A 25,965-nucleotide genomic window follows, 5' to 3' on the forward strand; every position below is an offset into this window, starting at 1 on the left:
GGTATGCAGGCTACTATGTCGCAGCTTTCTGTATGTCACAACTGGATGAAAAAAGGCGGCTATTATACTGGAAATTCCGCCGGACGATAAGAGCGAACCACGGCCAGGCGGTCGTTTGCTGCACTCTTATTGCGCATTCTCACAAAAATTAACAAAATTATGCGACCAATAACAGGCCATCACGTCGTATGGTGTCTGGAAGTGATTAATTTAACGGGAGTAACGATGTTAACCCTTGATGCCAGAAAAACCGCGCTTGTAGTCATTGATTTACAGGAAGGCATTTTGCCCTTCGCCGGTGGCCCGCATACCGCGGACGATGTAGTCAGCCGCACCGCCCGCCTGGCGGAAAAATGCCGCGCCAGCGGTGCCCCGGTTGTCATGGTGCGCGTCGGCTGGTCTGCGGATTACGCCGAAGCGTTAAAACAGCCCGTTGATGCGCAGGCACCCGCGCGAGCCCTGCCGGAAAACTGGTGGACGTACCCGGTCTCGCTTGGCAAACGCGACAGCGACATCGAAGTCACCAAACGCCAGTGGGGCGCATTTTACGGCACCGATCTTGAGCTGCAGCTCCGCCGTCGCGGCATTGACACCATTATCCTGTGCGGTATTTCCACCAACATCGGCGTGGAATCGACTGCCCGCAACGCGTGGGAGCTCGGCTTTAATCTGGTGATCGCCGAAGATGCCTGCAGCGCGGCCTCCGCGGAACAGCACCAGGGCAGCATGACCCACATCTTCCCGCGCATCGGCCGCGTGCGCAGCACGGATGAGATTGTCAGCGCGCTATGATGTATGTCGGTTTACCCCAGTGGTCGCACCCGAAATGGGTGCGCCTTGGCATCACCAGCCTTGAAGAGTATGCCCGACACTTCAACTGCGTCGAGGGTAACACTACCCTCTATGCGCTCCCGAAAGCCGAGATTGTTGCGCGCTGGCGGGAACAAACGACCGACGACTTCCGCTTCTGCTTCAAGTTTCCGGCGACCATTTCTCACCAGGCCGCGCTGCGAAACTGCGGTGAGTTGACCGACGAATTCTTTGCCCGGATGGCGCCTCTGGCAAACCGCATTGGCCAGTACTGGCTGCAGCTTCCGGCCGTCTTTGGCCCGCGCGACCTGCCCGCACTGTGGACGTTTCTGGACGCCCTGCCCCGGGAGTTTACCTACGGCGTGGAAGTTCGACACCAGGACTTCTTTGGGAAGGGCGAAGCAGAAAAAGCGCTCAACCGCGGCCTTCTCGAGCGTTCCGTTAACCGGGTGATCCTCGATAGCCGTCCGGTGCACAGCGCGATACCGCACAGTGAGGCCATCATTGAGGCGCAGCGTAAAAAGCCAAAAGTGCCCGTTCATGCTGTGGTGACCGCGCAGAACCCCATGGTCAGGTTTATCGGCAGCGATAACATGCAGCAAAACCAGGCGCTGTTCGCCGTCTGGCTGGAAAAACTGGCCTCGTGGGAACACACCACCACGCCGTATCTCTTTTTGCACACGCCGGATATTGCCCAGGCTCCCGAACTGGTCGATGCTCTGTGGCAGGCCTTGCAGACTGCGGTGCCGTCCGTGGGCAGCGCCCCTTCCATCCCACAACAATCTTCTCTTTTCTGATATCACCCCCTATCATAGTGAAGTGCCATCTGCCAAAAACAGGGAGTTTGTATGGTCAGCGCGCTGTATGCGGTGTTAGGTGCATTACTGCTGATTAAATTTTCATTTGATGTTGTGCGCCTCAGAACGCTCTACCGCGTCTCCTACGGTGACGGCGGATTTTCCGAACTGCAAAGCGCAATCCGCATTCACGGCAATGCGGTCGAATACATCCCCGCGGCCTTAATCCTGCTGCTGTTTATGGAGATGAATGGCGCAGAAACCTGGATGGTGCACATCTGTGGCCTGCTGCTTATCGCTGGCCGCCTGATGCACTATTACGGTTTTCACCACCGCTTAATCCGCTGGCGTCGTTCCGGCATGAGTGCGACCTGGTGTTCACTTTTGCTGATGGTGCTGGCTAACCTGTGGTATATGCCGTGGGAGTTGGTTTTCTCCCTCCATTAGCGCACAATACGCCACTTTATTTTTCCCGGATTTTTACGTTATGTCAGATCGCGACACGCTTTTTTCCGCGCCTATCGCCAGCCTGGGCGACTGGACCTTCGATGAACGGGTAGCCGAAGTCTTCCCGGATATGATCCAGCGCTCTGTTCCCGGTTATTCCAATATTATCTCTATGATCGGCATGCTGGCTGAGCGCTTCGTTCAACCCGGCACGCAGGTCTATGACCTGGGCTGCTCGCTCGGCGCGGCAACGCTGTCGGTTCGTCGTAACGTTCACCACGAAGGCTGCCGAATCATAGCCGTCGATAACTCCCCGGCGATGGTTGAACGCTGCCGTCGTCATATTGACGCCTACAAAGCCCCTGTGCCAGTGGACGTGGTGGAAGGCGATATCCGCGAGATTGAGATCACTAACGCGTCCATGGTCGTGCTGAATTTCACGCTGCAGTTCCTGGTGCCGGAAGACCGCCAGTTGCTGCTGGACAAAATTTATCAGGGGCTGAATCCTGGCGGCGCGCTGGTGCTCTCAGAGAAATTCAGTTTTGAAGATGCCGAGGTTGGCGAGCTGCTGTTCAATATGCACCACGATTTCAAGCGTGCGAACGGCTACAGCGAGCTGGAGATCAGCCAGAAGCGCAGCATGCTCGAAAACGTGATGCTGACGGACTCCGTAGAAACCCACAAGGCGCGCCTGCGTCAGGCCGGATTTGAGCATAGCGAACTGTGGTTCCAGTGCTTCAACTTTGGTTCGCTGGTGGCGCTGAAAGCGGGGAAACCGGCATGATCGAGTTCAGTAACTTCTATCAGCTGATTGCCAAAAATCAGCTCTCACACTGGCTGGAGACGCTGCCTGCGCAGATTGCCGCCTGGCAGCGCGATCAGCAGCACGGCCTGTTAAAGCAGTGGGCGAATGCGGTGGAGTTTCTGCCCGAGCTGACCCCGCATCGTCTGGATCTCCTGCACAGCGTCACCGCTGAGAGTGAAGAACCGCTTCCGCCAGGGCAGATCAACCGCATCGAAACGCTGATGCGCAACCTGATGCCGTGGCGCAAAGGGCCGTTCTCGCTGTACGGCGTGAACATCAATACCGAATGGCGCTCAGACTGGAAATGGGATCGCGTTCTGCCCCACCTTTCTGACCTGACCGGGCGCACCATTCTGGACGTGGGCTGCGGCAGCGGTTACCACATGTGGCGCATGATTGGCGCGGGCGCGCATCTGGCGGTGGGTATTGACCCGATGCAGCTGTTCCTGTGCCAGTTTGAAGCGGTACGTAAGCTGCTGGGTAACGACCAGCGCGCCCACCTGCTGCCGCTGGGTATTGAGCAACTGCCCGCTCTGAAAGCGTTTGATACCGTGTTCTCCATGGGCGTGCTGTACCACCGTCGTTCCCCGCTGGAGCACCTGTGGCAATTGAAAGATCAACTGGTCAGCGGCGGCGAGCTGGTGCTGGAAACGCTGGTCATCGAAGGGGATGAACATGCCGTTCTGGTGCCGGGCGATCGCTACGCGCAGATGCGCAACGTTTACTTCATCCCTTCCGCGCTGGCGCTGAAGAACTGGCTGGAGAAATGCGGGTTTGTGGACGTGCGGATTGCCGATGTCAGCGTGACCTCAATCGAAGAGCAGCGTCGCACCGACTGGATGATCACCGAATCGCTGGAGCAGTTCCTCGACCCGACCGATCACAGCAAAACCATTGAAGGCTATCCGGCGCCGATGCGTGCGGTGCTGATAGCGACAAAGCCGTAACCTGTTAGCCGGATGGCGGCTGCGCCTTACCCAGCCTACGCGTCGCACGTTTTCTCCAAAATAGTTCAAGTTGCAGCAAGGCGGCAACGCAGCGAATCCCCGGGAGCTTACATCAGTAAGTGACCGGGGTGAGCGAGGCGGCCAACGCGGCTGCGGCTTGAAATATGAAGGAGAAAAAAAGGCCCCTGTGTAATTTGCAGGGGCCTGGTACAAGCAAGCATCATATTGGGCGACATGATGCGCGGTAAAAATCGGTACGTTGCTACACGTGATGGCGCTCAATCAGCGACTTCATTTCCGCAACCGACTCTCCCTCGACACCGTAGCGTGAATACTCATCCGCTTCAGCATCCGTCGACATAGACAATCCTGTATTGCGATAACGCATGGGTGACGGCATCCATTTGCCTGCCGAGCTGTGCAGCTCTTTTACCCCGGCGTTTAAAAACAGTTCCAGATTGCTGGCACGGACTCCCGCACCCGCCATTATTATTGGAACGCGGGAATGTGCGTTTAGTTCCGTAATTAATTGCATTCCTTTTTCTGCGGACGCCTGTTGACCCGAGGTCAGAACGCGTGCCACGCCAAGTTCTCCAAGCGATTCAAAGGCCTGAAGCGGGTCTTTACACATATCAAATGCGCGATGAAACGTGACGGCCAGCCCCTTCGCGGCGCTCATGACCTGACGCATGCGCGGGAGGTCGATATTACCGTCTTCATCCAGCAGGCCGGTGACCAGCCCCGGGAACCCCAGGTCGCGAACGAGGGCGATGTCTTCAAGCATGGCACCGAACTCGCCCGCCGTGTAACAAAAATCACCGCCGCGCGGACGAATAATCGGGTGAACGGGAATGGTGACGGCCTGACGGGCGGCCCTCAGCACACCGTAAGAAGGCGTCAGCCCGCCCTCTTTGGGTGCCGCACACAGTTCAATGCGGTCAGCCCCGTGTTTTTGCGCGGTGACGGCGCACTCCACGCTGTAACAGCAAATCTCCAGCAGCGCCATTTAATCCTCCTTTACTCCCACCAAACGAGCCATCATGACATGCCGTCCGCTTTCAGTCCCGGCGGGAACTCACATCTCTTGCGCTTCACTGGCAACGATCTGCTCAATGGTCCAGGGATGAAACTTCACCGTGACCTTCCCGTCCGTGACGGCCAGCGTCGGATTCGGTAATCGCTCGCGCTCACCTTTGGGTGAACTGGTCTTCACAAAAATCCCTGGCTGGCTTAAGCCTTCGTCAGCTAACAGGGCCAGCGCACGCGCGTTCAATGTCTCCGGCTCGCCCGGCAGGACAATCTCAATGTGCTCCCACCCTTCGTGCGGATAGCGCTTCTCGCCCGGCCACGGCAGTTCAACCACGGTGAATTGCCAGTGGGCCACGTTCACCGGCTCACGCAGCCTGAACAGGCAAATAGGCCGACCGTTAATGATGTTCTCGGACAGTAACTCGCCGCACTGTTCGAACCCACGACGCCAGCGCTCTGCGGTGGCATTCTGATGGCAGCGCAAAGAGATGTGATCGGCCTCAAGCGGCGCAATATCCAGACCCAGACGGGTGGCAAGTTCTGTGAACGCCTGGGTGAAACGCGGTAAATCTGCGGAAATATCATGCAGTTCGTCAATGGATTGCCAGTTCGCCATAAGTCACTCTCTTTTCGTGTCGCAAAGCCGCTAATTTACTCTGTTGCCCTGTTTTGACCAACCGCAGAATCCGGCTTTTTATGATTGCATGTTTATGCACACCTTCTTAGCCTGGATTCTGAGCAATCTTCAGGCCCCGCGATGCTGACGGCAGAAGGCATTTGCAGTATACTCCCGCCCTAAATTCTCTAACTGGCGCGGGTGGTTGTGAGCCCGCATCAAAAAAGTAAGGTATCCAGGTGAATATTCAGGCTCTTCTCTCCGAAAAAGTCAGTCAGGCACTGATTGCCGCAGGCGCGCCTGCGGATTGCGAACCGCAGGTTCGTCAGTCAGCAAAAGTACAGTTTGGCGACTATCAGGCTAATGGCGTGATGGCAGTGGCTAAAAAACTGGGCATGCCGCCGCGACAGCTCGCTGAGCAGGTACTGACGCATCTGGATCTCGCCGGCATTGCCAGCAAAACCGAAATCGCCGGCCCGGGCTTTATCAACATCTTCCTTGAGCCTGCCTTCCTGGCAAGCCACGTTGACGCGGCGCTGAAATCTGACCGTCTGGGTGTTTCCCAGCCGGAAGCGCAGACCGTCGTGATCGACTACTCTGCCCCGAACGTGGCGAAAGAGATGCACGTTGGCCACCTGCGCTCCACCATCATCGGTGATGCCGCGGTGCGTACGCTCGAGTTCCTCGGTCACAAGGTGATCCGCGCGAACCACGTGGGCGACTGGGGTACCCAGTTCGGGATGCTGATTGCTTACCTGGAAAAACAGCAGCAGGAAAACGCGGGCGAAATGGCGCTGGCGGACCTGGAAGGGTTCTATCGTGAAGCCAAAAAACACTACGACGAAGACGAAGCCTTTGCCGAGCGCGCGCGCAGCTACGTGGTAAAACTGCAGGGCGGCGATCAATACTTCCTCGAGATGTGGCGCAAGCTGGTTGACATCACTATGTCTCAGAACCAGCTGACCTATAACCGTCTGAACGTCACCCTGACCCGTGACGACGTGATGGGTGAAAGCCTGTATAACCCAATGCTGCCCGGCATTGTGGCTGACCTGAAAGCGAAAAACCTGGCGGTTGAGAGCGAAGGCGCAACGGTTGTGTTCCTTGATGAGTACAAAAACAAGGAAGGCGAACCGATGGGCGTGATCATCCAGAAAAAGGATGGCGGCTATCTCTACACCACGACCGACATCGCCTGTGCGAAATACCGTTACGAAACGCTGCATGCCGACCGCGTGCTGTACTACATCGACTCCCGTCAGCACCAGCACCTGATGCAGGCGTGGACGATCGTGCGTAAAGCCGGTTACGTGCCGGACAGCGTTCCGCTGGAACACCATATGTTCGGCATGATGCTGGGCAAAGACGGCAAGCCGTTCAAAACCCGTGCGGGCGGGACCGTGAAGCTGTCCGACCTGCTGGACGAAGCGCTGGAACGCGCCCGTCGTCTGGTGGCCGAGAAGAATCCGGACATGCCGGCCGACGAGCTGGAAAAACTGGCCAACGCCGTGGGTATCGGTGCGGTGAAATACGCTGACCTGTCCAAAAACCGTACCACCGACTATATCTTCGACTGGGATAACATGCTGGCGTTTGAAGGCAACACGGCGCCATACATGCAGTACGCCTATACCCGGGTGCTGTCGGTCTTCCGTAAAGCCAATATCGACGAAAGCGTGCTGGCGAATGCCACCGTGACCATCACGGAAGATCGTGAAGCACAGCTGGCAGCGCGTCTGCTGCAGTTCGAAGAGACGCTGACCGTGGTCGCACGTGACGGCACGCCGCACGTGATGTGCGCTTACCTGTACGATCTCGCGGGTCTGTTCTCCGGCTTCTACGAGCACTGCCCTATTCTCTCCGCGGAGAATGAATCGGTCCGCAACAGCCGCCTGAAGCTGGCGCAACTGACGGCGAAGACCCTGAAGCTGGGTCTGGATACCCTGGGTATCGAAACCGTAGAACGTATGTAATGCAAAAAACCCGGCGCAAGCCGGGTTTTGTTTTGTAGCCCGGTAAACGCAGCGCCACCGGGAATATTCACAGGTTCAGAAGTATTTCCGCAAATACTCCGTCAGACACAGTATCGCCATCGCCTGCCCATACGGCATTGAGGTCAGCGGGATCTGACGATAAAACTCAAGATCGCTCCCCATGCCCGTGCCGAACGACGTTTGCAACAGCTCGCCTTCCGGCGAGATATTCTTGACGATACCGCGAATCGCTTTTTCTGCCACCTCAGCATACTCCGCGCCAACATAGCGCTTGCGCACGGCTTTCAGAATGCCGTAGGCAAACCCTGCCGTGGCGGACGCCTCAAGATAAGAATGTGGATCGTCAAGCAGCGTGTGCCACAAACCACTCCCGTCCTGACACTTCGCCAGCGCGGCAATCTGCGCGTTCAATACCTGCACCAGGTAGCGGCGCACGGCGTTGTTTTCCGGCAGATCCACCAGTTCGAGGAAGTCCGGGATCACGATGGTGAGCCAGCTGTTGCCGCGCGCCCAGCGGGCACGGGCAAAGTTATGATTACCGTCATAGCTCCAGCCGTGGAACCACAGCCCGGTCTCCCGGTCCATCAGATTCTGCACGTGCAGCAGGAACTGATACACCGCCTCTTCAACGTACTCCGGTTTGTTGAGCAGCTTGCCGATTTTCGCCAGCGGCAGCACCGTCATCATTAGCGTGTCGTCCCACATCTGCTGATGGTTCTCTTCCGCCAGGGTGATGTGCTGCATCCCGCCGTGTTCAGTGCGCGGCATCTCCGCCATCGCCCATTCCGCCCAGCTTTCCAGCCACGGCAGCCAGGCCTGATTTTGGGTCTCTTCGTAACGATAAGCGAGCGTCAGGAACGGCGACATGGTATTCACGTTTTTGGTGGTTGCGCCTTCCGCAAAGCGGTCGGCAAACCAGCTGTCGATGATGTCGCGCATACCTTCCTCGCCGGTCTGGCAGTAATACTGCCAGATACCATACAGGCCGACGCCGTGCGTCCACTCCCATCCGGCCCAGCCTTTGGTGTCGATCACGCGCCCGTCGTCCAGCCGCAGCAAAAATTCCCCCGTTTTGTCGCGGATATTGACCAGATTATGCGTCACCTTTTGAATCAGCGATTTCAGCTCGTCCCGGGCGATAAAGCGTTCTGGCTGACGTAATAACGGGCTATGTTTGACAGGCCAAACTTTCATGATCTTAACCTCTGTTGTATGTCGAATTCAGTACCGCGCGATCCTTGAGAGAAGGTGCCGCTGGCTTATTGCGATTCAGATAACCGATGTTGTTATTGCCCCACAGTGACTCATAAGGCATACCGGCCAGCATCTCGACGGTGGCGCGGGCGTGTGGCGTCGCTGACTCAGGCATCGCATGACCACTCTCACGCATTTTCGCGGTCTCCTCGCGCAGCGTGCTGTGGGTTTGCAAATTGAGTTTGAAGCGCAGGGAAACAAGGAAGCCGCAGAACAGCACCAGGATGGTGCCCACGCTCAGGATCATCAAAATGGTGTGGCTTACTTCCGCAGGCTGCACTTTCTGACCACTGACAAAGCCGGACATCTGCATCACGATGCCCACCAGCATCACCGCACCGGCCTGCGACGCCTTGCGGGTGAGGGTCATGATGCCCGCGAAAATCCCTTCGCGGCGCTGGCCGGTGATCACTTCATCCACGTCAGCGATGTAGGTGTAGGTATTCCATGGCACGTAGTTGATACCGCCACGACCCAGCCCTGCTACCGCAGAGATCAGCAACAGCAGAGCGTAGACGTCGCTCAGGCCAGCATAATAGAGTACGGCGTATGAGAGAGACGCCAGGCCAAACAGCACCACAACCATGCGGTAGGACGGTGCAGGCCCGAAGCGGATACACAGCGGGATCATGGCGATAACCGCAATGAACTGGAAGATAGCCATCGTGCCCAGCAGACTGGACGCCATTGACGCTTCCTGCATCAGCACGAACACCACGTAGTAGGTGAATACCGCGTTAAACACGTCCTGCGCGATATAGCCACCGAGGTACATGCCCAGATGCTGACGGAAAATTTTGATACGCAGCGTGGAGCTTAACTCAACGATCAACCGGTTGAGGCTCTGCCCCAGCGTCAGTTTCTTCTTCTCTTCTTCAGCACGCAGCGCCGCTTCAGACCACTCTTCGCGGGGGCGCTCCCAGGTGAAGCACCAGACGAAGGTCAGCATCAGCGCGCAGAGCACAGAGAAGACCAGGCTTGCGTAGAAGAAGGAAACCGCGTTGTCTTTGCCGAAGTGGGTCAACAGGATCCCCGGCAGGAAGGAGGCCAGAATGGCGGACATCTGCGCCATAGAGATGCGCGCCCCGGAGAACTTCGTTTTCTGTTTAAAGTCGTCAGTCATTTCCGGCACCAGCGTTTCGTACGGCACCAGAATCATGGTGTAGACAATATCAAACACCAGATAGGTCAGCAGGTAATACCAGAAGCTCATGTCCCCAACCCACATCAGCGAGTAGCTGAACACGCACGGAATACCCAGCAGGATAAAGAATTTACGACGGCCAAAGCGCTTACCGAGCCAGGTCGTACCAAAGTTATCGGTTAAAAAGCCCATTAACGGGCTAACTACGGCGTCCAGCACCCTTGCCGCGGCAAAGATGAACGTTGCTTCGATCGGTGAGAGTCCGCAGAAGGTGGTATAAAAATATAAAAGCCAGGCCGCCGTCAGGGCGGTGGTACCCGCCCCAAGGAAATCACCTGATCCGTACGCAAGATAATTCGCGAGTCCAATTTTACGTGTTTTCATTGCCGTCAACCCTAATCAGTTTTGGGAGACTCCCTGCAAGCAAGCCTCGTCCGGGAGCTTTAATACGGCTACAGTAATTGCATCGGCTTGTTGATACCTTTCTGTTTCTGCCATTGCAAAGAGGGGGAATGGCAAAAATACAAAGAGTATGGTTACGCGCGTCACTGATTTATAAAACAGTGTTTCTTTTTGATCAAAAGGCGAGGTCAGTTTTGAGAGCCAGCCATCAAAATTGCCTGATGGCTGGTGAAAAGGCAGGGTGTTAGCGGTAGTTCACGATGACAGAATTGCTCTGTACCTTCAGCGCCGGGATCAAACGTCCTCCGCCCGGCACTTCCCAGATGAAACGCAAAGGCTCAATAGCTGGCACGCCGTTGAACGCCTGCGTTGTTCCATTTTCGCCGTCGATTTCGGTACAGCGCGTCTGAGAGCAGAGGCGCACCCGCAAGCCCGCTGGCGTAGGGCCAATCAGCCGGTAGTTCCAGACCACAAGGCCCATCTGACCGGAAACCTCTTCCGAAGGCGACAGCGGGTTAGACGACATGGCAACACCGCGGTTGCTGAGGGTCACCCCCATGCTGCTCGCCTGCCAGGTACCTCCCCCGGCAGCCTGCGCTGCCAGCGGGAAGAGCACTATCCAAAGCCACTTACGCATTATTTTCCTCCAATCGTCGCGGTCATGCGGATATGACGGTTATCCGACAGCTCCAGATTCGACAGCACGACCAGCTGGTTCAGGCTGCGACGCAGGAAGCGCGACAGCAGCGGACGCAGCGCGTGGTTCACCAGCAGCACCGGCGGCGCCCCCAGCATCTCCTGACGCGCCAGCGCCTCCTGGGTTTGCGCCAGCAGACGGTCCGCCAGGCCCGGCTCCAGGCCGCCCCCGCCTTGCAGAGCTTGCAGCAGCAGACGCTCAAGCGGCGTATCGAGGCCGATCACCTGCACTTCCCCGGTTCCCGGGAACCACTGCTGGGTGATTGCCCGTCCCAGCGCCACGCGCACCACCGCCGTCAGCTCGTGCGGATCGCTTTGTATCGGCGCGTGCTCGGCAAGGGTTTCCAGAATGGTGCGCATATCGCGGATCGGCACCTTCTCGTCGAGCAGGTTTTGCAGCACCTTATGCAGCGTGGTTAAGGTCAGCACGCCCGGGACCAGATCTTCCGTCAGCTTCGGCATCTCCTGCGTGACGCGGTCCAGCAGCTGCTGCGCTTCCTGACGGCCAAACAGCTCCGCCGAGAATTGCCCAATCAGGTGATTAAGATGGGTCGCCACCACGGTACTGGCTTCAACAACCGTATAACCCTGGATCTGCGCCTGCTCTTTCAGCGCGCTTTCAATCCAGATCGCGGCCAGACCAAAGGCCGGGTCGATAGTTTGCTCGCCCGGCAGCGTGCCTGCGGCGGTGCCGGGGTTAATCGCCAGCCAGCGGCCCGGATAGGCATCACCGCTGCCGATTTCAACGCCTTTCATCAGGATGCGGTAGCGCGCGGGTGGCAGGTCCATATTGTCGCGGATGTGAACGACCGGCGGCAGGAAGCCCATGTCCTGGGCGAATTTTTTACGGATACTGCGGATACGACCGAGCAGCTCGCCGTCCTGCTGGAAATCGACCATCGGGATCAGGCGATACCCGACTTCCATTCCCAGGGAATCTTCGAGCTGAACGTCGTTCCAGGTCGCTTCAACGGCCTGGTTATTCTCCGGCATTTTGACCGGCACAGGTTCCGCTGCCGGTTTGGTTTCACGGCCACGCATCCACCAGGCAAGGCCCAGCAGCGCCGCCGTAAACAGCAGGAAAACGAGGTTTGGCATACCCGGCACCAGACCGAGCAACCCGAGAACCGCCGCGGCCAGCAGCATCACGCGCGGGTTACTGAACAGCTGGCCCACCATCTGCTCGCCAACGTCCTGATCGGTGCTCACGCGGGTCACGATGACACCCGCCGCAGTGGAAATCACCAGCGCCGGGATCTGCGCGACCAGACCGTCACCGATGGTCAGCAGCGTATAGCTTTCCGCCGCGTGGCCCATGTCCATCCCATGCTGCAACACGCCCACCAGCAGGCCGCCGACCACGTTAATCACCATGATCAGAATGCCCGCGATGGCGTCACCGCGGACAAACTTACTCGCACCGTCCATGGAGCCGTAGAAGTCCGCCTCCTGCGTCACTTCCGCACGGCGCTTTTTGGCTTCATCTTCGGCGATAAGACCGGCGTTCAGGTCGGCGTCGATCGCCATCTGCTTGCCCGGCATCCCGTCCAGCACAAAGCGCGCGCCCACTTCCGCAATACGCCCTGCACCTTTGGTGATGACCATAAAGTTGATGATCACGAGGATGACAAACACCACGATACCGATAGCGAAATTACCGCCCACCAGGAAGTGGCCGAACGCTTCCACCACTTTACCTGCCGCTGCCGCCCCGGTGTGACCTTCCATCAGGATGATACGCGTGGACGCCACGTTCAGCGCCAGTCGCAGCAAGGTGGTAAACAGCAGGATGGTCGGGAACGCGGCGAACTCCAGGGTACGCTGGGTGAACATCGCCACCAGCAGCACCATGATGGACAGCGCGATATTGAAAGTGAAAAGCAGGTCGAGGATGAACGCCGGGAGCGGCAGTACCATCATCGACAGAATTAGCAGGATCAGAATCGGCCCGGCCAGGATCTGCCATTGGGTCGATTTCAGGTTGCCGGGCAGGCGCAACATTGCCACCAGATTAGCCATCAGTGTCCTTCTCGTTCATAAAATCCAGCGCGGCAGGCACCGGAAGGTTCTCAGGTTTCACAGGCCGTTGACCGCCGGCCAGACGCCAGCGCTTCAATTGCCACACCCAGGCCAGCACTTCCGCCACGGCGGCGTAGAGTTGTCCCGGGATCTGTTGTCCAATATCCGCATGGCGGTACAGGGCACGCGCCAGCGGAGGCGCTTCCAGGATCGGCACGCGGTGTTCGGTACCAATTTCCCGGATACGCAAAGCGATCAGCCCCGCCCCTTTTGCCACCACTTTCGGCGCGCTCATTTTGTTTTCGTCATAGCGCAGCGCAACGGAGTAGTGTGTCGGGTTGGTGACGATGACGTCGGCCTTGGGCACATCGTCCATCATGCGGCGACGGGCGGCGGCACGTTGCATCTGGCGGATACGCCCCTTCACGTGCGGGTCACCTTCCATCTGCTTATATTCGTCACGGATATCCTGACGTGACATCCGCAGTTTCTTGAAGTGGGTATAGAGCTGGAAGATCACGTCAAAACCCACCATCGGGATAATGCTGAGCACCACCAGCAGCGCGCAGAGTCCGACCAGATTCAGGGCATTGCTCATCGCGGTGAGAGGCGATTCGCTGATGAGACGCATCATTTCCGGCCAGTGGTACCAGAGGTAAAACCCCGCGGAGCTGCCCATCAGCACCGATTTGAGAATGGCTTTGAGCAGCTCGGCCCCGGTCTGCGCAGAGAACATTTTCGCAATGCCCGGCAGCGGGTTCAGTTTGGAAAATTTCGGCTGCAGCGATTTGGCGCTGAAGACCAGACCGCCGAGCATCACCGGCGAGACCAGCGCGACCAGCACAACCCCGGTGATAAGGGGCAGCAGCGCAACCATGGCCCCTTTAATCAGCTGGATAATCTGGCTGAGGATCAGATTCGGATCGTTGACCATACTGTGGTCAAAACGTAAGCCGGTTGACAGCATGCCCGCCAGCTTGCGGGCGAGCGACTCCCCGCCCCACCAGATAATGCACACGCCTACGATAAGGATCAGCAGGGAGGTCAATTCTCGGGATCGGGGGATTTGCCCTTCCTCACGCGCCTTTTCTAGTCGGTGGGGTGTGGGGGCTTCCGTTTTGTCGTCGTTCTCTTCTGCCACTGTGCACGCTCAGCCCATTACGTCACGGGTATCATGCCAGCGCAGCGGAAATCCAATGGCGGGAAAAGCCCGTTTATTCGGGCTCTTTTCGGTGATTTTGTCGCAAACCGCCTCAGGGGGCATCCATCCCCTGAGGCGCAATGGACCATCAGAAGCCGAGGCTGTCCAGCAGGTCGTCTACCTGATCCTGGCTTGCCACCACGCCCGCCTTGCTGGCGTCGAGCTGTGGACCATTGAGCAGGCTTTCGTTCTCGCGTTTTGGACGGGCTGCCGGTTCCGGGATGTTCTCCAGCAGCACCATCAGCAGCTGGCGCTCAATCTCCTGGATCACATCCATCATGCGCTTGATAACCTGACCGGTCAGGTCCTGGAAATCCTGCGCCATCATGATGTCCAGCAGCTGGGCATTGGTGAAGCTGGTGTGACCCGGCACATCCCCCAGGAACTGGCGGGTATCGGTCACCAGCTCGCGGGCATCCGCCAGCTCGATAGGGTTCTCAAACCACTCGTCCCAGCGTTTGGTCAGCGCTTTCGCTCCCTTTTCCATCGCATCCTGGTGCGGCTGTGACGCTTCAACGCTGTTCAGCGCACGTTCAGCGGCCTGAGCGGTCATCTGCACGACGTAGTCCAGACGATCGCGGGCATCAGGAATCGCTTCCGCCGCTTCCGCAATCGCCTGATCCAGACCCAGCTCACGCAGGCTGTCACGCAGCATGCGCGTCAGGCTGCCGATGCGGACGATGATGTCGCTCGGCGAGTGTTCTTCAACGGGTTTCATAGCAGGTTGCATCATAACCAACACCTCACATGCCGAGTTTCTCGAAGATCTTACCGAGCTTCTCTTCCAGGGTCGCCGCGGTGAATGGCTTCACCACATAGCCGCTTGCGCCCGCCTGTGCAGCGGCAATGATGTTCTCTTTCTTCGCTTCTGCCGTGACCATCAGAACCGGCATGGACGCCATTCCCGCATCAGCACGAATGGTTTTTAACAGTTCCAGACCGTCCATGTTTGGCATGTTCCAGTCGGAGATCACAAAACCAAACCCGCCAGCCTGCAGTTTGTTCAGCGCATCAACGCCGTCTTCTGCTTCTTCAACGTTGTTGAAGCCCAGCTCTTTCAGCAGGTTGCGCACAATGCGACGCATGGTGGAAAAGTCATCCACAACCAAAAACTTAAGCTCTTTATCCGCCATAAAATAATACTCCTGAGTCAAATACGTATTGCCTGTCCGGCACTGATTTTCGCCAGCATCTGCTGGCTTACCTGGCTAAGATCGACCACTTCGCTCACGCCACCCATATTGATGGCCTCGCGCGGCATGCCGAACACCACACAACTTGCTTCATTCTGCGCAATCGTCCAGGCGCCAGCCTGGTGCATTGCAAGCATTCCGGCGGCACCGTCGTTGCCCATCCCCGTCAGGATCACCCCCACGGCGTTGCGCCCCGCATGTTTCGCCACCGAATGAAACAGCACATCCACCGACGGACGGTGCCGGTTGACCGGCGGTCCGTCATGAATTTTGATTTGATAGTTAGCGCCGCTGCGCGCCAGCTCCATATGCTTGTCGCCCGGCGCGATATAGGCATGCCCCGGGAGCACGCGCTCGCCGTCTTCCGCCTCTTTCACGCTGATCTGGCACAGCTTGTTCAGGCGTTCTGCGAACGAACGGGTAAAGCCTGGCGGCATATGCTGAGTGATCAGAATACCCGGACTTGAGAGCGGCAATGGCTGGAGTACATGACGAATTGCCTCTGTTCCTCCGGTTGACGCCCCAATGACCAGCAGTTTTTCCGAGCTGAGTAAAGGACCGGCCTTCAGGGTCGCCGGCGCGGCCATCGGCGTGTGGGCGGCAAGCTTCGCCCGCGACGCGGTGCGGATCTTCTCGGCGATCATCTCGCTGTACGCCAGCATCCCTTCACGGATGCCGAGCTGCGGCTTGGTGACAAAATCCACCGCCCCCAGCTCCAGCGCACGCAGGGTGATTTCCGATCCTTTCCCGGTCAGGGAGGAGACCATCACCACCGGCATGGGCCGCAGCCGCATTAATTTTTCGAGGAAATCTATGCCATCCATGCGCGGCATCTCGACATCCAGCGTTAGCACGTCGGGGTTATATTTTTTAATTAAATCCCGCGCTACCAGCGGATCAGGCGCGGTTGCCACCATCTCCATGTCGCTGTGGCTATTGATAATTTCAGTCATGATCTGACGCATCAGCGCTGAATCATCGACAGACAATACCCTGATTTTACTCATGCTTTTTCCTTACTCAGCGCATATACCGTTTGCCCACGCAGGCTAAACTCACGCACGAGGTTGCTGAAGTTTTCCGAGTGCCCGGCAAACAGTAAACCGTCAGGCTTGAGCAACGGAACAAACCGACGCAAAATGTCCTGTTGCGTCGTTTTATCAAAATAGATCATGACGTTACGGCAAAAAATGGCGTCGAAAGGCCCCGGCACGTTGTACTGCTTATCCAGCAGGTTAACGGGCGCGAATTCGACGCAGTTCGCCAGCTCCTGGCGTACGCGTACCAGGCCTTCATGCGGGCCCGTCCCGCGCATGAAATAACGCTGCAGCTGCTGCGGCGACAGCGTTTTCAGTTCATCCTGGCGATAAACGCCGTTACGCGCCTTCTCCAGCACTTCGGTATCGATATCGCTGGCGTAGACCTTCCAGCGCCCGGGCGCCATCCCCAGCGTATCGGCAAGGGTGATCGCCAGCGAGTAAGGCTCTTCACCCGTCGAGGCGGCCGCACTCCAGACGCGATACTCCCCGGTGCGACGGCGCGCATGCTCGGCCAGAACCGGGAAGTGGTGAGCCTCGCGGAAAAACGCCGTCAGGTTGGTGGTTAACGAGTTAATAAAAGCCTGCCACTCTGCGCTGTTCTGGTTCGCCTCGAGCATGCTCAGATAGCGGCCAAAATCATCCAGCCCCAGCGTACGCAAGCGCCGCACCAGACGGTTGTAGACCATGTCCCGCTTATGATCCGCAAGCACGATCCCCGCACGCTGGTAGATTAACTGACATATCCGACGAAAATGCGCGTCGGACAGCGCGAGGCGCTGTGTCATCTGCAACAATAATGACGTTTGCCCAGGGGGCATTGGTGATGTCATAGCGCCTTCTTAATTACATTCAGGATACAACTGGCACGGCCTGCGACCGCCCGACTTCTGTTACTGCTTCAACGTGCTCTTTCACATTAAATACCGCGACCAGCCCGGTCAGACGATCCGCCTGGCTGGCCAGCTGATCGGTTGCCGCTGCCGCTTCCTCAACTAACGAGGCGTTCTGTTGCGTCACCTGATCCATCTGGCTCACCGCCTGGGCAACCTGCTCAATGCCGCGACGCTGTTCATCCGACGCCGAGGCAATCTCGCCCATGATGTCGTTCACCCGCGTCACGGAGGTGACGATTTCGTGCATGGTTTTCGCCGCGGTATCCACAAGCGTTGAGCCCTGCTGAACGCGTGAAACTGACTCTTCGATCAGCACCTTAATTTCTTTCGCCGCGTTGGCGCTGCGGCTCGCCAGGTTACGCACTTCACCCGCCACCACCGCAAACCCGCGCCCCTGCTCCCCGGCACGCGCGGCTTCTACTGCGGCATTCAGCGCCAGAATGTTGGTCTGGAACGCGATACCGTCAATCACGCTGATGATGTCACCAATTTTCTGTGAACTGGTGGCGATCTCCTGCATGGTGCTGGCGACGTGGGACGCCTGGTCGCCACCCTTCTTCGCCGTCATCGCCGCCTGTTTTGACAGGTCAGACGCCTGACGCGCGTTATCGGCGTTCTGGCTTACCGTCGCGGTCAGTTGCTCCATACTGGCTGCCGTCTGCGCCAGCGAGGCCGCCTGCTGCTCGGTGCGGGACGAGAGATCGTTGTTACCCGCCGCAATCTCTGAGATCCCGGTGTGCATGGCATAACTGCCCTGACGCACGTCGGATACCGTTTCCCGCAGCGATCCCTGCATCGCCTTCAGGCTGGCAAAAATCGCCGAAATTTCGTTCTTGCCGAACACCGCCACCGGACGCGCCAGGTCGCCTTTCGCAATACTGTCGAAGTGGCTGCTAATAATGGCCAGCGGCTGCACAATCATTCTGCGCGACCAGAGCAGCGCGGCACCGGTCAGCAACCCTGCCAGAATCACCACCACGGCAAAGATGACGCCCGACATGTGATAGCTTTGGCGGCTCTGTTCACCGGCACGCTGGACAGACTGGTTAATATCCTGCTGCCACGCGTTAAAGCTGCCGTCAAACGCGGCCTGCGAGGCCTGAACCGGCGCGGTCATAAAGTCCGACAGCTGGTTGTTCTCAAGCCACGTCGCCTGATGGTCCAGATCGCTGTACCACTGTTCAAAATGGGTCTTCATGGCGGCCTTCAGCGCTTTCTCTTTCTCGCTACCGGTGGCCTGTGCCGTAAAGGCCTTAAACTGTGCGTCAGCCTGTTTCAGGCTGTCGCGCGCGGTGGCCATCAGCGCCTTAATGTCATCCGGCGGATAACTTAGCGCGGTTAAGGTTCCCGCCTTGTTCAGCGCAGTGCTTGCCTGCAACAGCACGGCACGGGTTTGTGCCAGTGCGGAGCGCTGCTGATTACTCGCCTCAACGTCCTGCAAATTCTGATAGCCATCGCGAAACGCCCAAAAAGACAACCCGTTACTGCCAACCTGCAACACACCGCAAAGGATCAGAATCAAAAACAGTGTGGTCGAGATACGAATACGATTTAACATCCACGCTCCCATCAAGCGGCAAGCAGCCGCGGTTTAATTGTCAGTCAAAATGTTTCCCAGTTTTCATCTTGTCCGGTCGTCGCGGTACGCGTACGGTTTGCAGCCGGTTCAGCGGCTGGCGCACGGTACGTCGCCTGCGGGGTAACCGTGTTTCCAGCGAGTGAAGCGAGACGAAACGCCGAGACGGCCATCTTCAGACGGCTTGCCTGGTCTTCCAGCGCAGCGGCCGCCGCAGCGGACTCCTGCACCAGCGCGGCGTTTTGCTGTGTCACGCGATCCATTTCCGATACCGCCAGAGCAACCTGGTCGATACCACGACTCTGCTCATCAGACGCAGAGGCGATTTCACCCATGATGTCCGTCACGCGGGTGACAGCATTCACGATGTCATTCATGGTCTCCCCGGCGCTTTCCACCAGCACGGAGCCGGTATCCACGCGGGAGACGGAATCTTCTATCAGCGACTTGATCTCTTTTGCCGCATTGGCGCTGCGGCTGGCCAGGTTGCGCACTTCCCCGGCCACCACGGCAAACCCGCGTCCCTGCTCGCCCGCACGCGCCGCTTCCACGGCGGCGTTCAGCGCCAGAATGTTGGTCTGGAAGGCAATGCCGTCGATGACGCTGATGATGTCGGCGATTTTCTTCGAGCTCTCGGCGATGTCGTGCATGGTTTTCACCACACCATCCACCACGCGGCCGCCACGCTGTGCCGTCTCGGAGGCGCTTTCCGCCAACAGAGACGCCTGGCGGGCGTTATCGGCGTTCTGCTTCACGGTCGCGGTGAGCTGCTCCATGCTGGCCGCCGTCTCTTCCAGGGCGGACGCCTGCTGTTCGGTGCGCGAAGAAAGGTCGTTATTGCCCATCGCAATTTCGCTGGTGCCGGTATAGATGGCATCCGTGCCGCTACGCACGTTGGCGACGGTATCGATAAGAGAACGCTGCATATGGTCAACGCTGTTTGCCAGCTCGGTGATCTCATTACGCCCGGACACGGTCAGCGTTTTGGTCAGGTCACCGCCGGCAATGTCACGAATGTGGGCAATGACGCGACCGAGAGGGTTCAGCAGGATATGGCGAATGCCGTACCAGACCGCGATCAGCACAATGACCAGCGCCAGCGCCAACACCGCCATCTGCCATTTCGCAAAGCGGTAGTCATTCTGGCTTTCAGCAAACGCGGAGTGATACAGATCGCCACTGACCTTCGCGTACTCCCCCAGCGCCGCGCCGAGGGCGTTTTGCATCCCCTGCGTCGGCTGCGCGAAATAGGCGTCCATGTTGCCGCTCTCAAGGAACTGAATCAGCTCTGCCAGACCGGCATGATAGGCGTTGTATTTTTCGTCAATGTTCTGGCTCACCTGCTCCATCGCAGGCTGCGGGGTAATCTTTTTGAAGGCGTCGTAATGTTTTGCGGCGTCAGCGAGGGTGGCACGGGCATTTTTCAACAGATCGGTTTTCGCGCTGCTCTGCTGATTGTTGGGATCCATCATCATGCGCGCGGACGAGCGGCTCAGGTTGATACGCGTTTGCAGCATCAGATCCCACGTTGAGGTGAGCTCACTCTGCTGCAGGCGGAGATCGTTCGAGGCCGCAAAGCTGTCCTGGTTCTGTTTTAATGACGAGAAAAAAAGCCCGCCGGAGATGAGCTGAAGAAGTGCGAAAATGACCAGCACCATCATGAGCATTGTGACAACGCGGATACGGTTCAACATACAACACCTTCTCATAGATTTATTAACGGTGTTATCGGCACAGCCAACAGGAACTTTACATTTGCGAAAGGGAAAAGCGCGGGGTTAGAAAGCCACGTCGACAATCAGCGTATCGGTGTAGGTTCCGGCGGGTGGCGTGGCCTGATTGGTCAGCACTTTCGCGGTGTAGTTGTAGGTACGCAGGAGACCATCGGTACTGACCTGCGACGACGTCGCGCTGGTCCAGCGTTCGCTGCCGCTGCCGCCCCAGCGGTTACCCGTGGCTTCTTTATAGATGTCATAACTCAGGTAGTTACTGCCGCTTACCATCCGGCGCACGTTATTCAGCGCGTTAGCACCGTTGTTAATGCCGATGGTATACGTGCTGCCTTTGGTACAGGTGACGGCAATCGCCTGCGAGACGGTAGGGAAACTTTGCACCAGCGGCGCGCTGTTGAAGTTGACGTCCGGCGTGGTCATGGCGCTGCAGTCGTTGGTCACGGTCAGGTTAAGGAGAATGGTGGTCGTCGCCGTGCCCGTCTGATTGATTGTGCAAATACCGAGCGCGCCCACGGAGCAGACGCTGTAGTTAACGCTGAAGGTTAACTGCACCTGATACGGCCCGGCAGAAACGTTCTGTCCGGCGACGGTACGGAAATAGAGCGGGATGTTGTACTGCTTTGACCCCAGCAACCCCAGTAGCGTATTCCCGCTCCAGGTATACGATTTGCTTATCTGTACCTCGCTGCTGCTCGCGCAGCCCGCGAGTCCGCACAGCCGGGTGGGGATCACGTCCGTGATGGCCGCGTTGTCCGTGCGTTTCATGGTGGCCCGACTGCTGCCCGAGACCGATGCCGCGGTATAGGTCAGCGTCACCGAGTCGTTGGTCAACAGATTCAGTATGGCATCGCAGGCCACCACCAGCGTGCCGGTGGTTTCCACCTCCCCGGTTCCGCTGAGCGCAAACGACGTGACGCTGCCAAACGAGGCGTTGACCGTACTGACGGTACACGCCGCCCAGCCGCCGCCGGAAAACAGCAGCAGTATAAACAGCAGCAGGCGCTTCATGGCGCCTCCCGGCACACCAGCGGACCGTAGGTTTGCAGCTTGTGCTCCGGGTTGGCTCCCACGGTCAGGGTAGCCCTGCAGCGTTTTCCATCAGGCGCGATCACCTCCAACGGGTTAACATCACTAAGATTTTCCAGCCAGGCGATGCCGTCATACCCCACCACCGCATTGCTGCGCGAAGCGCGTCGGACCTGGCTTCCCACCGGCAGCGCCTGGCCGCGTACATCGTGCAGAATGACGCTTGCCACCCGCTCCTGCTCCATTGGGAAATCAACCAGATAGCCGCTGTGACGCCGGATCGCGATCCGCCGCTCGGTCTCTTTCAGACGGGTATCCGCCGGCAGGTTCAGGGTATCAATGCGGTAACTAGCCGGATAATACGCCGACACCCCGCTGACCAGCAGGTAACCGTTGTTATTCGTTTTACCGACGGGCTGATTTTCATAGCTGACGGGCACATCCGGATGACCGTCGGTACTGATGACGACAAACGCATCGTTGATCTTATTCGCGGCAAACAGCTCGCCGTCCATCAGAACAATCGCGCCCATCGCCTCGCCCCACCAGGTCATCATGTCCCTTTCGCCGTAGCCGCCGCCCTGCAGTTCAATATTGTTATTACGCCAGCCCAGCGTGCCCTGTTGATAATCACTGGATTTTGACTGGTTGGCCCAGGCCATGTTCCAGCTAAAGCCGCCGTCAGACGGCATGGCGTGGTTATAGTTGATGCGCTGGGTACTGCCGGCATCCGGGGTGTTTTCAACGGTGAACGCGGCGCTGTCGCGTGCCCCCAGCGGCACCTGCAGCGACAGCGCGACCGTCCAGTCTCCCCGCTGCTGGTCCCGGCTTCCGGCGAGGTAAATACTGCTCGCGCCCCACAAATTGCGGCTCCATGAGAGATTAAGCAGCTCGGTTTTTTGACTGTCAAAACTTTCCACGCCGATCCAGGCCGCGCCGATGTTGCCGTACTGTCCCAGATTGAAGGTCAGAGAATACTGGTCCGTATTGCGGCTGAAGCTGGCGATGGGTTTATTGTTCTCGTCATACACCGTCGGCTGGTCGTAAAGGGCCAGATTGCCAAAACCGCGGTCACGGCGCGTGTGCTGAGTGGCGATGCTAAACTCGCTGGTGCTGTACTGGTAACCCCAGTTTATTTGCCCGCCCGTATCCCCGCGCATGCGGCTCTGCGAGTAAGCGGTATTCACCACGCCAAACTGGCCGAGTTTTATCACCGTCCCTGCCCCGCCCAGCGCCAGCTCCTGCGCCCCTTCCGCATGCCCTTCCACGGTCAGCCAGTCCGTCACCCCGTAGCGATACGAGCCGCTGCCTGCCGCGGAGCCGTAGTCAAAATTCCTGATACCGTAATTACGCCGCAGGCTGCCCAGCGTCACGGCGCCGTCGCTCAGCCCTTTTTTAAGCAAGTCGCTGGTGACGTAAAACGGCAGCGTGGTGCTGACCTGTCGCCCCAGCGCATCCGTCGTGACCAGCACCGCATCCCCGGCGCCGTTGATATAGGGCAGATTGGTCAGGGTGAAGGGGCCCGGCTGAAGCTGGGTTGAGCCGGAGCGATACCCGTTGATAAAAAGATCGACCGAGGTGGGTACCGCCGCTTCCCCGGCGAACTCGGGCAGCGGCCACGTCACCAGGTCAGGCCGAAGGGAGAAATCCCGCCCGACGCTGATCCCCCCCATCCGCACGCTGGAACTCCAGCTCAGGGCATCGCTGATCACGTCCCCGACGCTCCAGCTCATCGCGTCATCCTCATTGGTGAACAGCAGGGTTGTGTCATAGCGGACATACCCCTCCTGCTGACCCTCGTTGCCGGTGAAATTTTCGCGGGCATAGCCGGTGGAGGAAAACGAACCGTTCTCGTTAAAGTAGCGGAACTCATGCCAGAGAGACGCCTGTCCGCCGATGTGCTCCGTGTGGTTGGTGTAAAGATCGTAATTGAGCAGCGCGCCGCGCCCGAAGTGCGGTTTGGCCTGCGTCGCTTGCGCGCTGAACGGCGTCACGCGGGACGCGACCCAGTCGCGGGGAACGGTCAGCAGCAGGCGCTGCGCTGCGCTGTCGTACTCGACCCTCACCTGTGAAAGCGAAGAGAGATTTACCTCGCCGGCAGGAACATGTTCCGGTGGCAACCCCGCACGCAGCAGGTCGGCGCTGGAGATAAAGAAAGCGCCTTTACGCTGCGTCACAGGCACGACCAGACCGGTGTCGTAGTGGTTGAGCACGAGGGCAAGCTGGAAGACCGCTTCATCATGTATCGCCTGTGCCTGGGGCGGCGGAGGCAGGCTGTCATCGCCGGGCTCAGCCCAGGTCGCCGAACTGACGCAAAGCAGTATCATCATCGCCGGCTTCAGTTGACGGGCGTCGACTGCCATTGTACGTCCCTGGCATTAATCTGCGCGCTCATCCGCTCCGGCTGACGAACGCCCGCGGGTACCGGCCAGCTGCGGGTGCTACCGGGAAGTACGTAACCCAGCAATCCCTCCGCAACCGTGCGTTTCTGTCCTCCCTGCTCCAGCGCCACCTGGCTCAGCCTGACATGGACATCCCCCCGATTCCGGACCTCCAGTGCCGGCTGCCCATCCGTTCGCGTCACCCGCCAGCTCAGGTTTCGGGTCTCCACCAGGGCGTGATGCGCCCCCTCTTTAATGGTCGGGATCCCCTGACCATACACAAACAGCGGAATGGAGTAACGCATCTGCAATTTGAGGCCGATGGTGGGTTCTGCTTTGGCATCAGGCTGAGGAATTTCATCCACGATAATGCGGTAGGCTTGTTCGATGCCCGCGGGAACGGGCGCCTGCTTAATAAGGCGGATAAGCTGCTTGCTGCCTGTGCCAATCGTGACGATGGGCGGGCTGGCGACCACATCCTGCTGTGCGGTGTAGCGCTCGTGTCCGTCCTCCTGTTTCCAGCGCACAATGCGCACCTGCATCGTTGTGGCGCTGTTTCCCTGGTTCTGGATCCACAGTTCCGTGGCGTTGGCGTCTGCCGCAAGCCACGGGTCGATCGGCCAGAGCAGAATGGTGGCTGCCGCCTGCGCCTGACCGGTTGCCACAGCCATTCCCAACGCGCCCGCCAGACAAACAGGTCTGAAAATTGGCTTCATCAACACTCTCCCTTTATTACCATGACAAGGTCACGGTGAGCTGATCGGAATACGTTCCTGCCGGGCTAAATCCGGTCAGTAGCGCCACGCCAAAAAGCGGCAGCGCGATGTTATTGCTGTTGCTATAGGTCACCGGTATCGCCTGGTTGACGCCAATCTCGCTGTTCGCGGCCAGCGAGCTGCTGCTGTAAAGCCGATATCCCACCACGTCGGCGCCGTTCGAGCGTTTCATGCGGCGAACGGTTGAATAATTCTGGCCGCCATTAATGCTCATGCTCAGCGCCACGCCTGGCGTGCAGGCGATAGACAAGGCCCCGTTTGGCACAAAACTGGTGCTGACCGGTGCGCTCTCGACGCCGTTATGGGTGCCAAAATCCAGCGTCCCGAGAAGCCCTCCGCTGCCGGTGGTCACCACACATCCCGGGACGATGGTCGCGCTGACTTTAAAGGACTGTGATGTCACCGCATTCGCCGCGGGCGTCATCAGCAATCCGACGATCAGCGCGAAAAAAGGCTGCACGTGTCCCTCTGCGCATATGCGCAGACCTGTGAGAGTTGCCTTCATGGCGGTGCAGGACTAATAGGTGACGCTGACGTTAATCGTGTCTGTGTAGGTTCCGGGTACGACCGTCACGCTGTTACCGCCGCCGGTAATACGTCCGTAGAGGGTGTAACTGTCCACCCCTCCTGCCGTAGAGGCGATCGGCAACGCGGTGTTATTGGCAATCACGCTGTTAAACCCGCTATCACTGTACAGGCTGTACGCCACGCCCTGTGCCGCGTTGGCGGTGTTAACCAGATAGCGGGCAGGTGTTCCTGGGGTGCCAACAACGGTACCGGGAGCGGTGGAGTTGGTGTTGCCGGTGATCGCCACCGTATAGCTGGCGGTGGTACATTGAATGGTGAAGGTGTTTCCGCCGCTGGCGCCGGTGAGCTGGGTGGTCAGAGTGGAAAACGTTGCGGGATGGGTGCCGAAATCCAGTGTCCCGAAGTTAATGCCGTTTTGCGTGGGCGATCCATTTATCAGACAGCCGTTCGTGAGTGTCAGCGTCGCGCCGATGGTGCCGCTACTGGTCACGGCCAGCGCCTGATGGACCGTTGTCGCAGTCAGTAAGGTGCCTGCGCAGATCAAAAGGAGTTTTCTTTTCATTTACCACCCTCCAGAAGACGTCTCCGTTCCCTTGCCACATTTTATTTATTTCGTTCAAGATGTTAGCCCCGCTTAATGTTCCTCTGAGGGGGGTTA

General features: G+C 58.3%; 24 protein-coding genes. 6 read left to right on the plus strand and 18 right to left on the minus strand.

Going from position 1 to position 25,965, the window contains the following annotated elements:
* Nucleotides 1–225: 225 nt before the first annotated feature.
* From ACMGGQ_RS12140 to cmoB, 5 genes are read left to right on the plus strand one after another with little or no spacing between them, the layout of a single operon-like run.
* A complete protein-coding gene (locus ACMGGQ_RS12140; RefSeq protein ID WP_048029423.1) occupies nt 226–792 on the plus strand; it encodes a hydrolase in 567 nt (188 codons plus the stop codon).
* A complete protein-coding gene (locus ACMGGQ_RS12145) occupies nt 789–1,607 on the plus strand; it encodes a DUF72 domain-containing protein (RefSeq protein ID WP_262810788.1) in 819 nt (272 codons plus the stop codon). The genes ACMGGQ_RS12140 and ACMGGQ_RS12145 overlap by 4 nt, the downstream gene beginning before the upstream one ends.
* A gap of 51 nt (nt 1,608–1,658) precedes the next feature.
* Nucleotides 1,659–2,054, plus strand: a complete 396-nt coding sequence (locus ACMGGQ_RS12150) for an MAPEG family protein (protein ID WP_021240443.1) — start codon at nt 1,659–1,661, stop codon at nt 2,052–2,054.
* A 40-nt stretch (nt 2,055–2,094) separates the two neighbouring features.
* Nucleotides 2,095–2,838, plus strand: coding sequence for a carboxy-S-adenosyl-L-methionine synthase CmoA (gene cmoA, locus ACMGGQ_RS12155; RefSeq protein ID WP_045908204.1), 744 nt, complete (start codon nt 2,095–2,097; stop codon nt 2,836–2,838).
* On the plus strand, nt 2,835–3,806 hold the full coding sequence (cmoB, locus tag ACMGGQ_RS12160; RefSeq protein ID WP_045908203.1) for a tRNA 5-methoxyuridine(34)/uridine 5-oxyacetic acid(34) synthase CmoB: 972 nt from the start codon (nt 2,835–2,837) through the stop codon (nt 3,804–3,806). The genes cmoA and cmoB overlap by 4 nt, the downstream gene beginning before the upstream one ends.
* Before the next feature lie 262 nt (nt 3,807–4,068).
* Here the strand turns inward: cmoB and cutC are convergent, their stop codons facing one another.
* Both cutC and ACMGGQ_RS12170 read right to left on the minus strand, forming a co-directional pair.
* Complete coding sequence (cutC, locus tag ACMGGQ_RS12165) at nt 4,069–4,812, minus strand: copper homeostasis protein CutC (protein ID WP_420290081.1); 744 nt, start codon at nt 4,810–4,812, stop codon at nt 4,069–4,071.
* 69 nt (nt 4,813–4,881) lie between these two features.
* Nucleotides 4,882–5,451, minus strand: coding sequence for a VOC family protein (locus ACMGGQ_RS12170; protein ID WP_069718983.1), 570 nt, complete (start codon nt 5,449–5,451; stop codon nt 4,882–4,884).
* Between the two features lie 239 nt (nt 5,452–5,690).
* Here ACMGGQ_RS12170 and argS point away from each other — a divergent pair, with 239 nt between their 5' ends.
* Nucleotides 5,691–7,424 (plus strand): arginine--tRNA ligase, encoded by a 1,734-nt coding sequence (argS, locus tag ACMGGQ_RS12175; RefSeq protein ID WP_008500436.1) that lies wholly within the window; start codon nt 5,691–5,693, stop codon nt 7,422–7,424.
* 75 nt (nt 7,425–7,499) lie between these two features.
* Here argS and ACMGGQ_RS12180 read toward each other — a convergent pair whose 3' ends face one another.
* The 16 genes from ACMGGQ_RS12180 to ACMGGQ_RS12255 all read right to left on the minus strand — a co-directional run bounded on the left by ACMGGQ_RS12180 (nt 7,500) and on the right by ACMGGQ_RS12255 (nt 25,869).
* A complete protein-coding gene (locus tag ACMGGQ_RS12180; RefSeq protein ID WP_420290082.1) occupies nt 7,500–8,639 on the minus strand; it encodes a glycoside hydrolase family 88/105 protein in 1,140 nt (379 codons plus the stop codon).
* 4 nt (nt 8,640–8,643) lie between these two features.
* Nucleotides 8,644–10,227: an MFS transporter gene (locus ACMGGQ_RS12185; protein WP_045908199.1), complete on the minus strand. Its 1,584-nt coding sequence runs from the start codon at nt 10,225–10,227 to the stop codon at nt 8,644–8,646.
* A gap of 262 nt (nt 10,228–10,489) precedes the next feature.
* The gene (gene flhE / locus ACMGGQ_RS12190) at nt 10,490–10,882 is read right to left on the minus strand and encodes a flagellar protein FlhE (RefSeq protein WP_048029418.1); all 393 of its coding nucleotides are present in this window, start codon (nt 10,880–10,882) and stop codon (nt 10,490–10,492) included.
* Nucleotides 10,882–12,960: a flagellar biosynthesis protein FlhA gene (gene flhA / locus ACMGGQ_RS12195; RefSeq protein ID WP_045908197.1), complete on the minus strand. Its 2,079-nt coding sequence runs from the start codon at nt 12,958–12,960 to the stop codon at nt 10,882–10,884. Before flhA ends, flhE begins: the two co-directional genes overlap by 1 nt.
* On the minus strand, nt 12,953–14,101 hold the full coding sequence (gene flhB, locus ACMGGQ_RS12200) for a flagellar biosynthesis protein FlhB (protein WP_021240449.1): 1,149 nt from the start codon (nt 14,099–14,101) through the stop codon (nt 12,953–12,955). Before flhB ends, flhA begins: the two co-directional genes overlap by 8 nt.
* A gap of 148 nt (nt 14,102–14,249) precedes the next feature.
* Nucleotides 14,250–14,894 (minus strand): protein phosphatase CheZ, encoded by a 645-nt coding sequence (gene cheZ / locus ACMGGQ_RS12205; protein ID WP_008500432.1) that lies wholly within the window; start codon nt 14,892–14,894, stop codon nt 14,250–14,252.
* Nucleotides 14,895–14,904: 10 nt separating this feature from the next.
* A complete protein-coding gene (cheY, locus tag ACMGGQ_RS12210) occupies nt 14,905–15,294 on the minus strand; it encodes a chemotaxis response regulator CheY (RefSeq protein ID WP_008500431.1) in 390 nt (129 codons plus the stop codon).
* A 17-nt stretch (nt 15,295–15,311) separates the two neighbouring features.
* Nucleotides 15,312–16,361 (minus strand): protein-glutamate methylesterase/protein-glutamine glutaminase, encoded by a 1,050-nt coding sequence (locus ACMGGQ_RS12215; protein ID WP_008500430.1) that lies wholly within the window; start codon nt 16,359–16,361, stop codon nt 15,312–15,314.
* The gene (gene cheR, locus ACMGGQ_RS12220; protein WP_008500429.1) at nt 16,358–17,224 is read right to left on the minus strand and encodes a protein-glutamate O-methyltransferase CheR; all 867 of its coding nucleotides are present in this window, start codon (nt 17,222–17,224) and stop codon (nt 16,358–16,360) included. The genes ACMGGQ_RS12215 and cheR overlap by 4 nt, the downstream gene beginning before the upstream one ends.
* Nucleotides 17,225–17,243: 19 nt before the next feature.
* The gene (gene tap / locus ACMGGQ_RS12225) at nt 17,244–18,845 is read right to left on the minus strand and encodes a methyl-accepting chemotaxis protein IV (protein ID WP_262781471.1); all 1,602 of its coding nucleotides are present in this window, start codon (nt 18,843–18,845) and stop codon (nt 17,244–17,246) included.
* A 44-nt stretch (nt 18,846–18,889) separates the two neighbouring features.
* A complete protein-coding gene (gene tar / locus ACMGGQ_RS12230; protein WP_420290083.1) occupies nt 18,890–20,557 on the minus strand; it encodes a methyl-accepting chemotaxis protein II in 1,668 nt (555 codons plus the stop codon).
* 84 nt (nt 20,558–20,641) lie between these two features.
* Nucleotides 20,642–21,604 carry a spore coat U domain-containing protein gene (locus tag ACMGGQ_RS12235; RefSeq protein ID WP_420290084.1) on the minus strand — a complete coding sequence of 321 codons (963 nt, stop codon included), beginning with the start codon at nt 21,602–21,604 and terminating at the stop codon, nt 20,642–20,644.
* The gene (locus ACMGGQ_RS12240) at nt 21,601–23,985 is read right to left on the minus strand and encodes a fimbria/pilus outer membrane usher protein (protein ID WP_420290085.1); all 2,385 of its coding nucleotides are present in this window, start codon (nt 23,983–23,985) and stop codon (nt 21,601–21,603) included. Before ACMGGQ_RS12240 ends, ACMGGQ_RS12235 begins: the two co-directional genes overlap by 4 nt.
* Complete coding sequence (locus ACMGGQ_RS12245; RefSeq protein WP_420290086.1) at nt 23,961–24,719, minus strand: molecular chaperone; 759 nt, start codon at nt 24,717–24,719, stop codon at nt 23,961–23,963. The genes ACMGGQ_RS12240 and ACMGGQ_RS12245 overlap by 25 nt, the downstream gene beginning before the upstream one ends.
* 16 nt (nt 24,720–24,735) lie before the next feature.
* Nucleotides 24,736–25,284 carry a spore coat U domain-containing protein gene (locus tag ACMGGQ_RS12250; protein ID WP_045908190.1) on the minus strand — a complete coding sequence of 183 codons (549 nt, stop codon included), beginning with the start codon at nt 25,282–25,284 and terminating at the stop codon, nt 24,736–24,738.
* A gap of 12 nt (nt 25,285–25,296) precedes the next feature.
* Nucleotides 25,297–25,869 (minus strand): spore coat U domain-containing protein, encoded by a 573-nt coding sequence (locus ACMGGQ_RS12255; RefSeq protein ID WP_008500422.1) that lies wholly within the window; start codon nt 25,867–25,869, stop codon nt 25,297–25,299.
* Nucleotides 25,870–25,965: the final 96 nt, after the last annotated feature.

This window comes from Enterobacter sp. BNK-13 (genome assembly GCF_048685015.1).
GTDB lineage: Bacteria > Pseudomonadota > Gammaproteobacteria > Enterobacterales > Enterobacteriaceae > Enterobacter > Enterobacter quasiroggenkampii.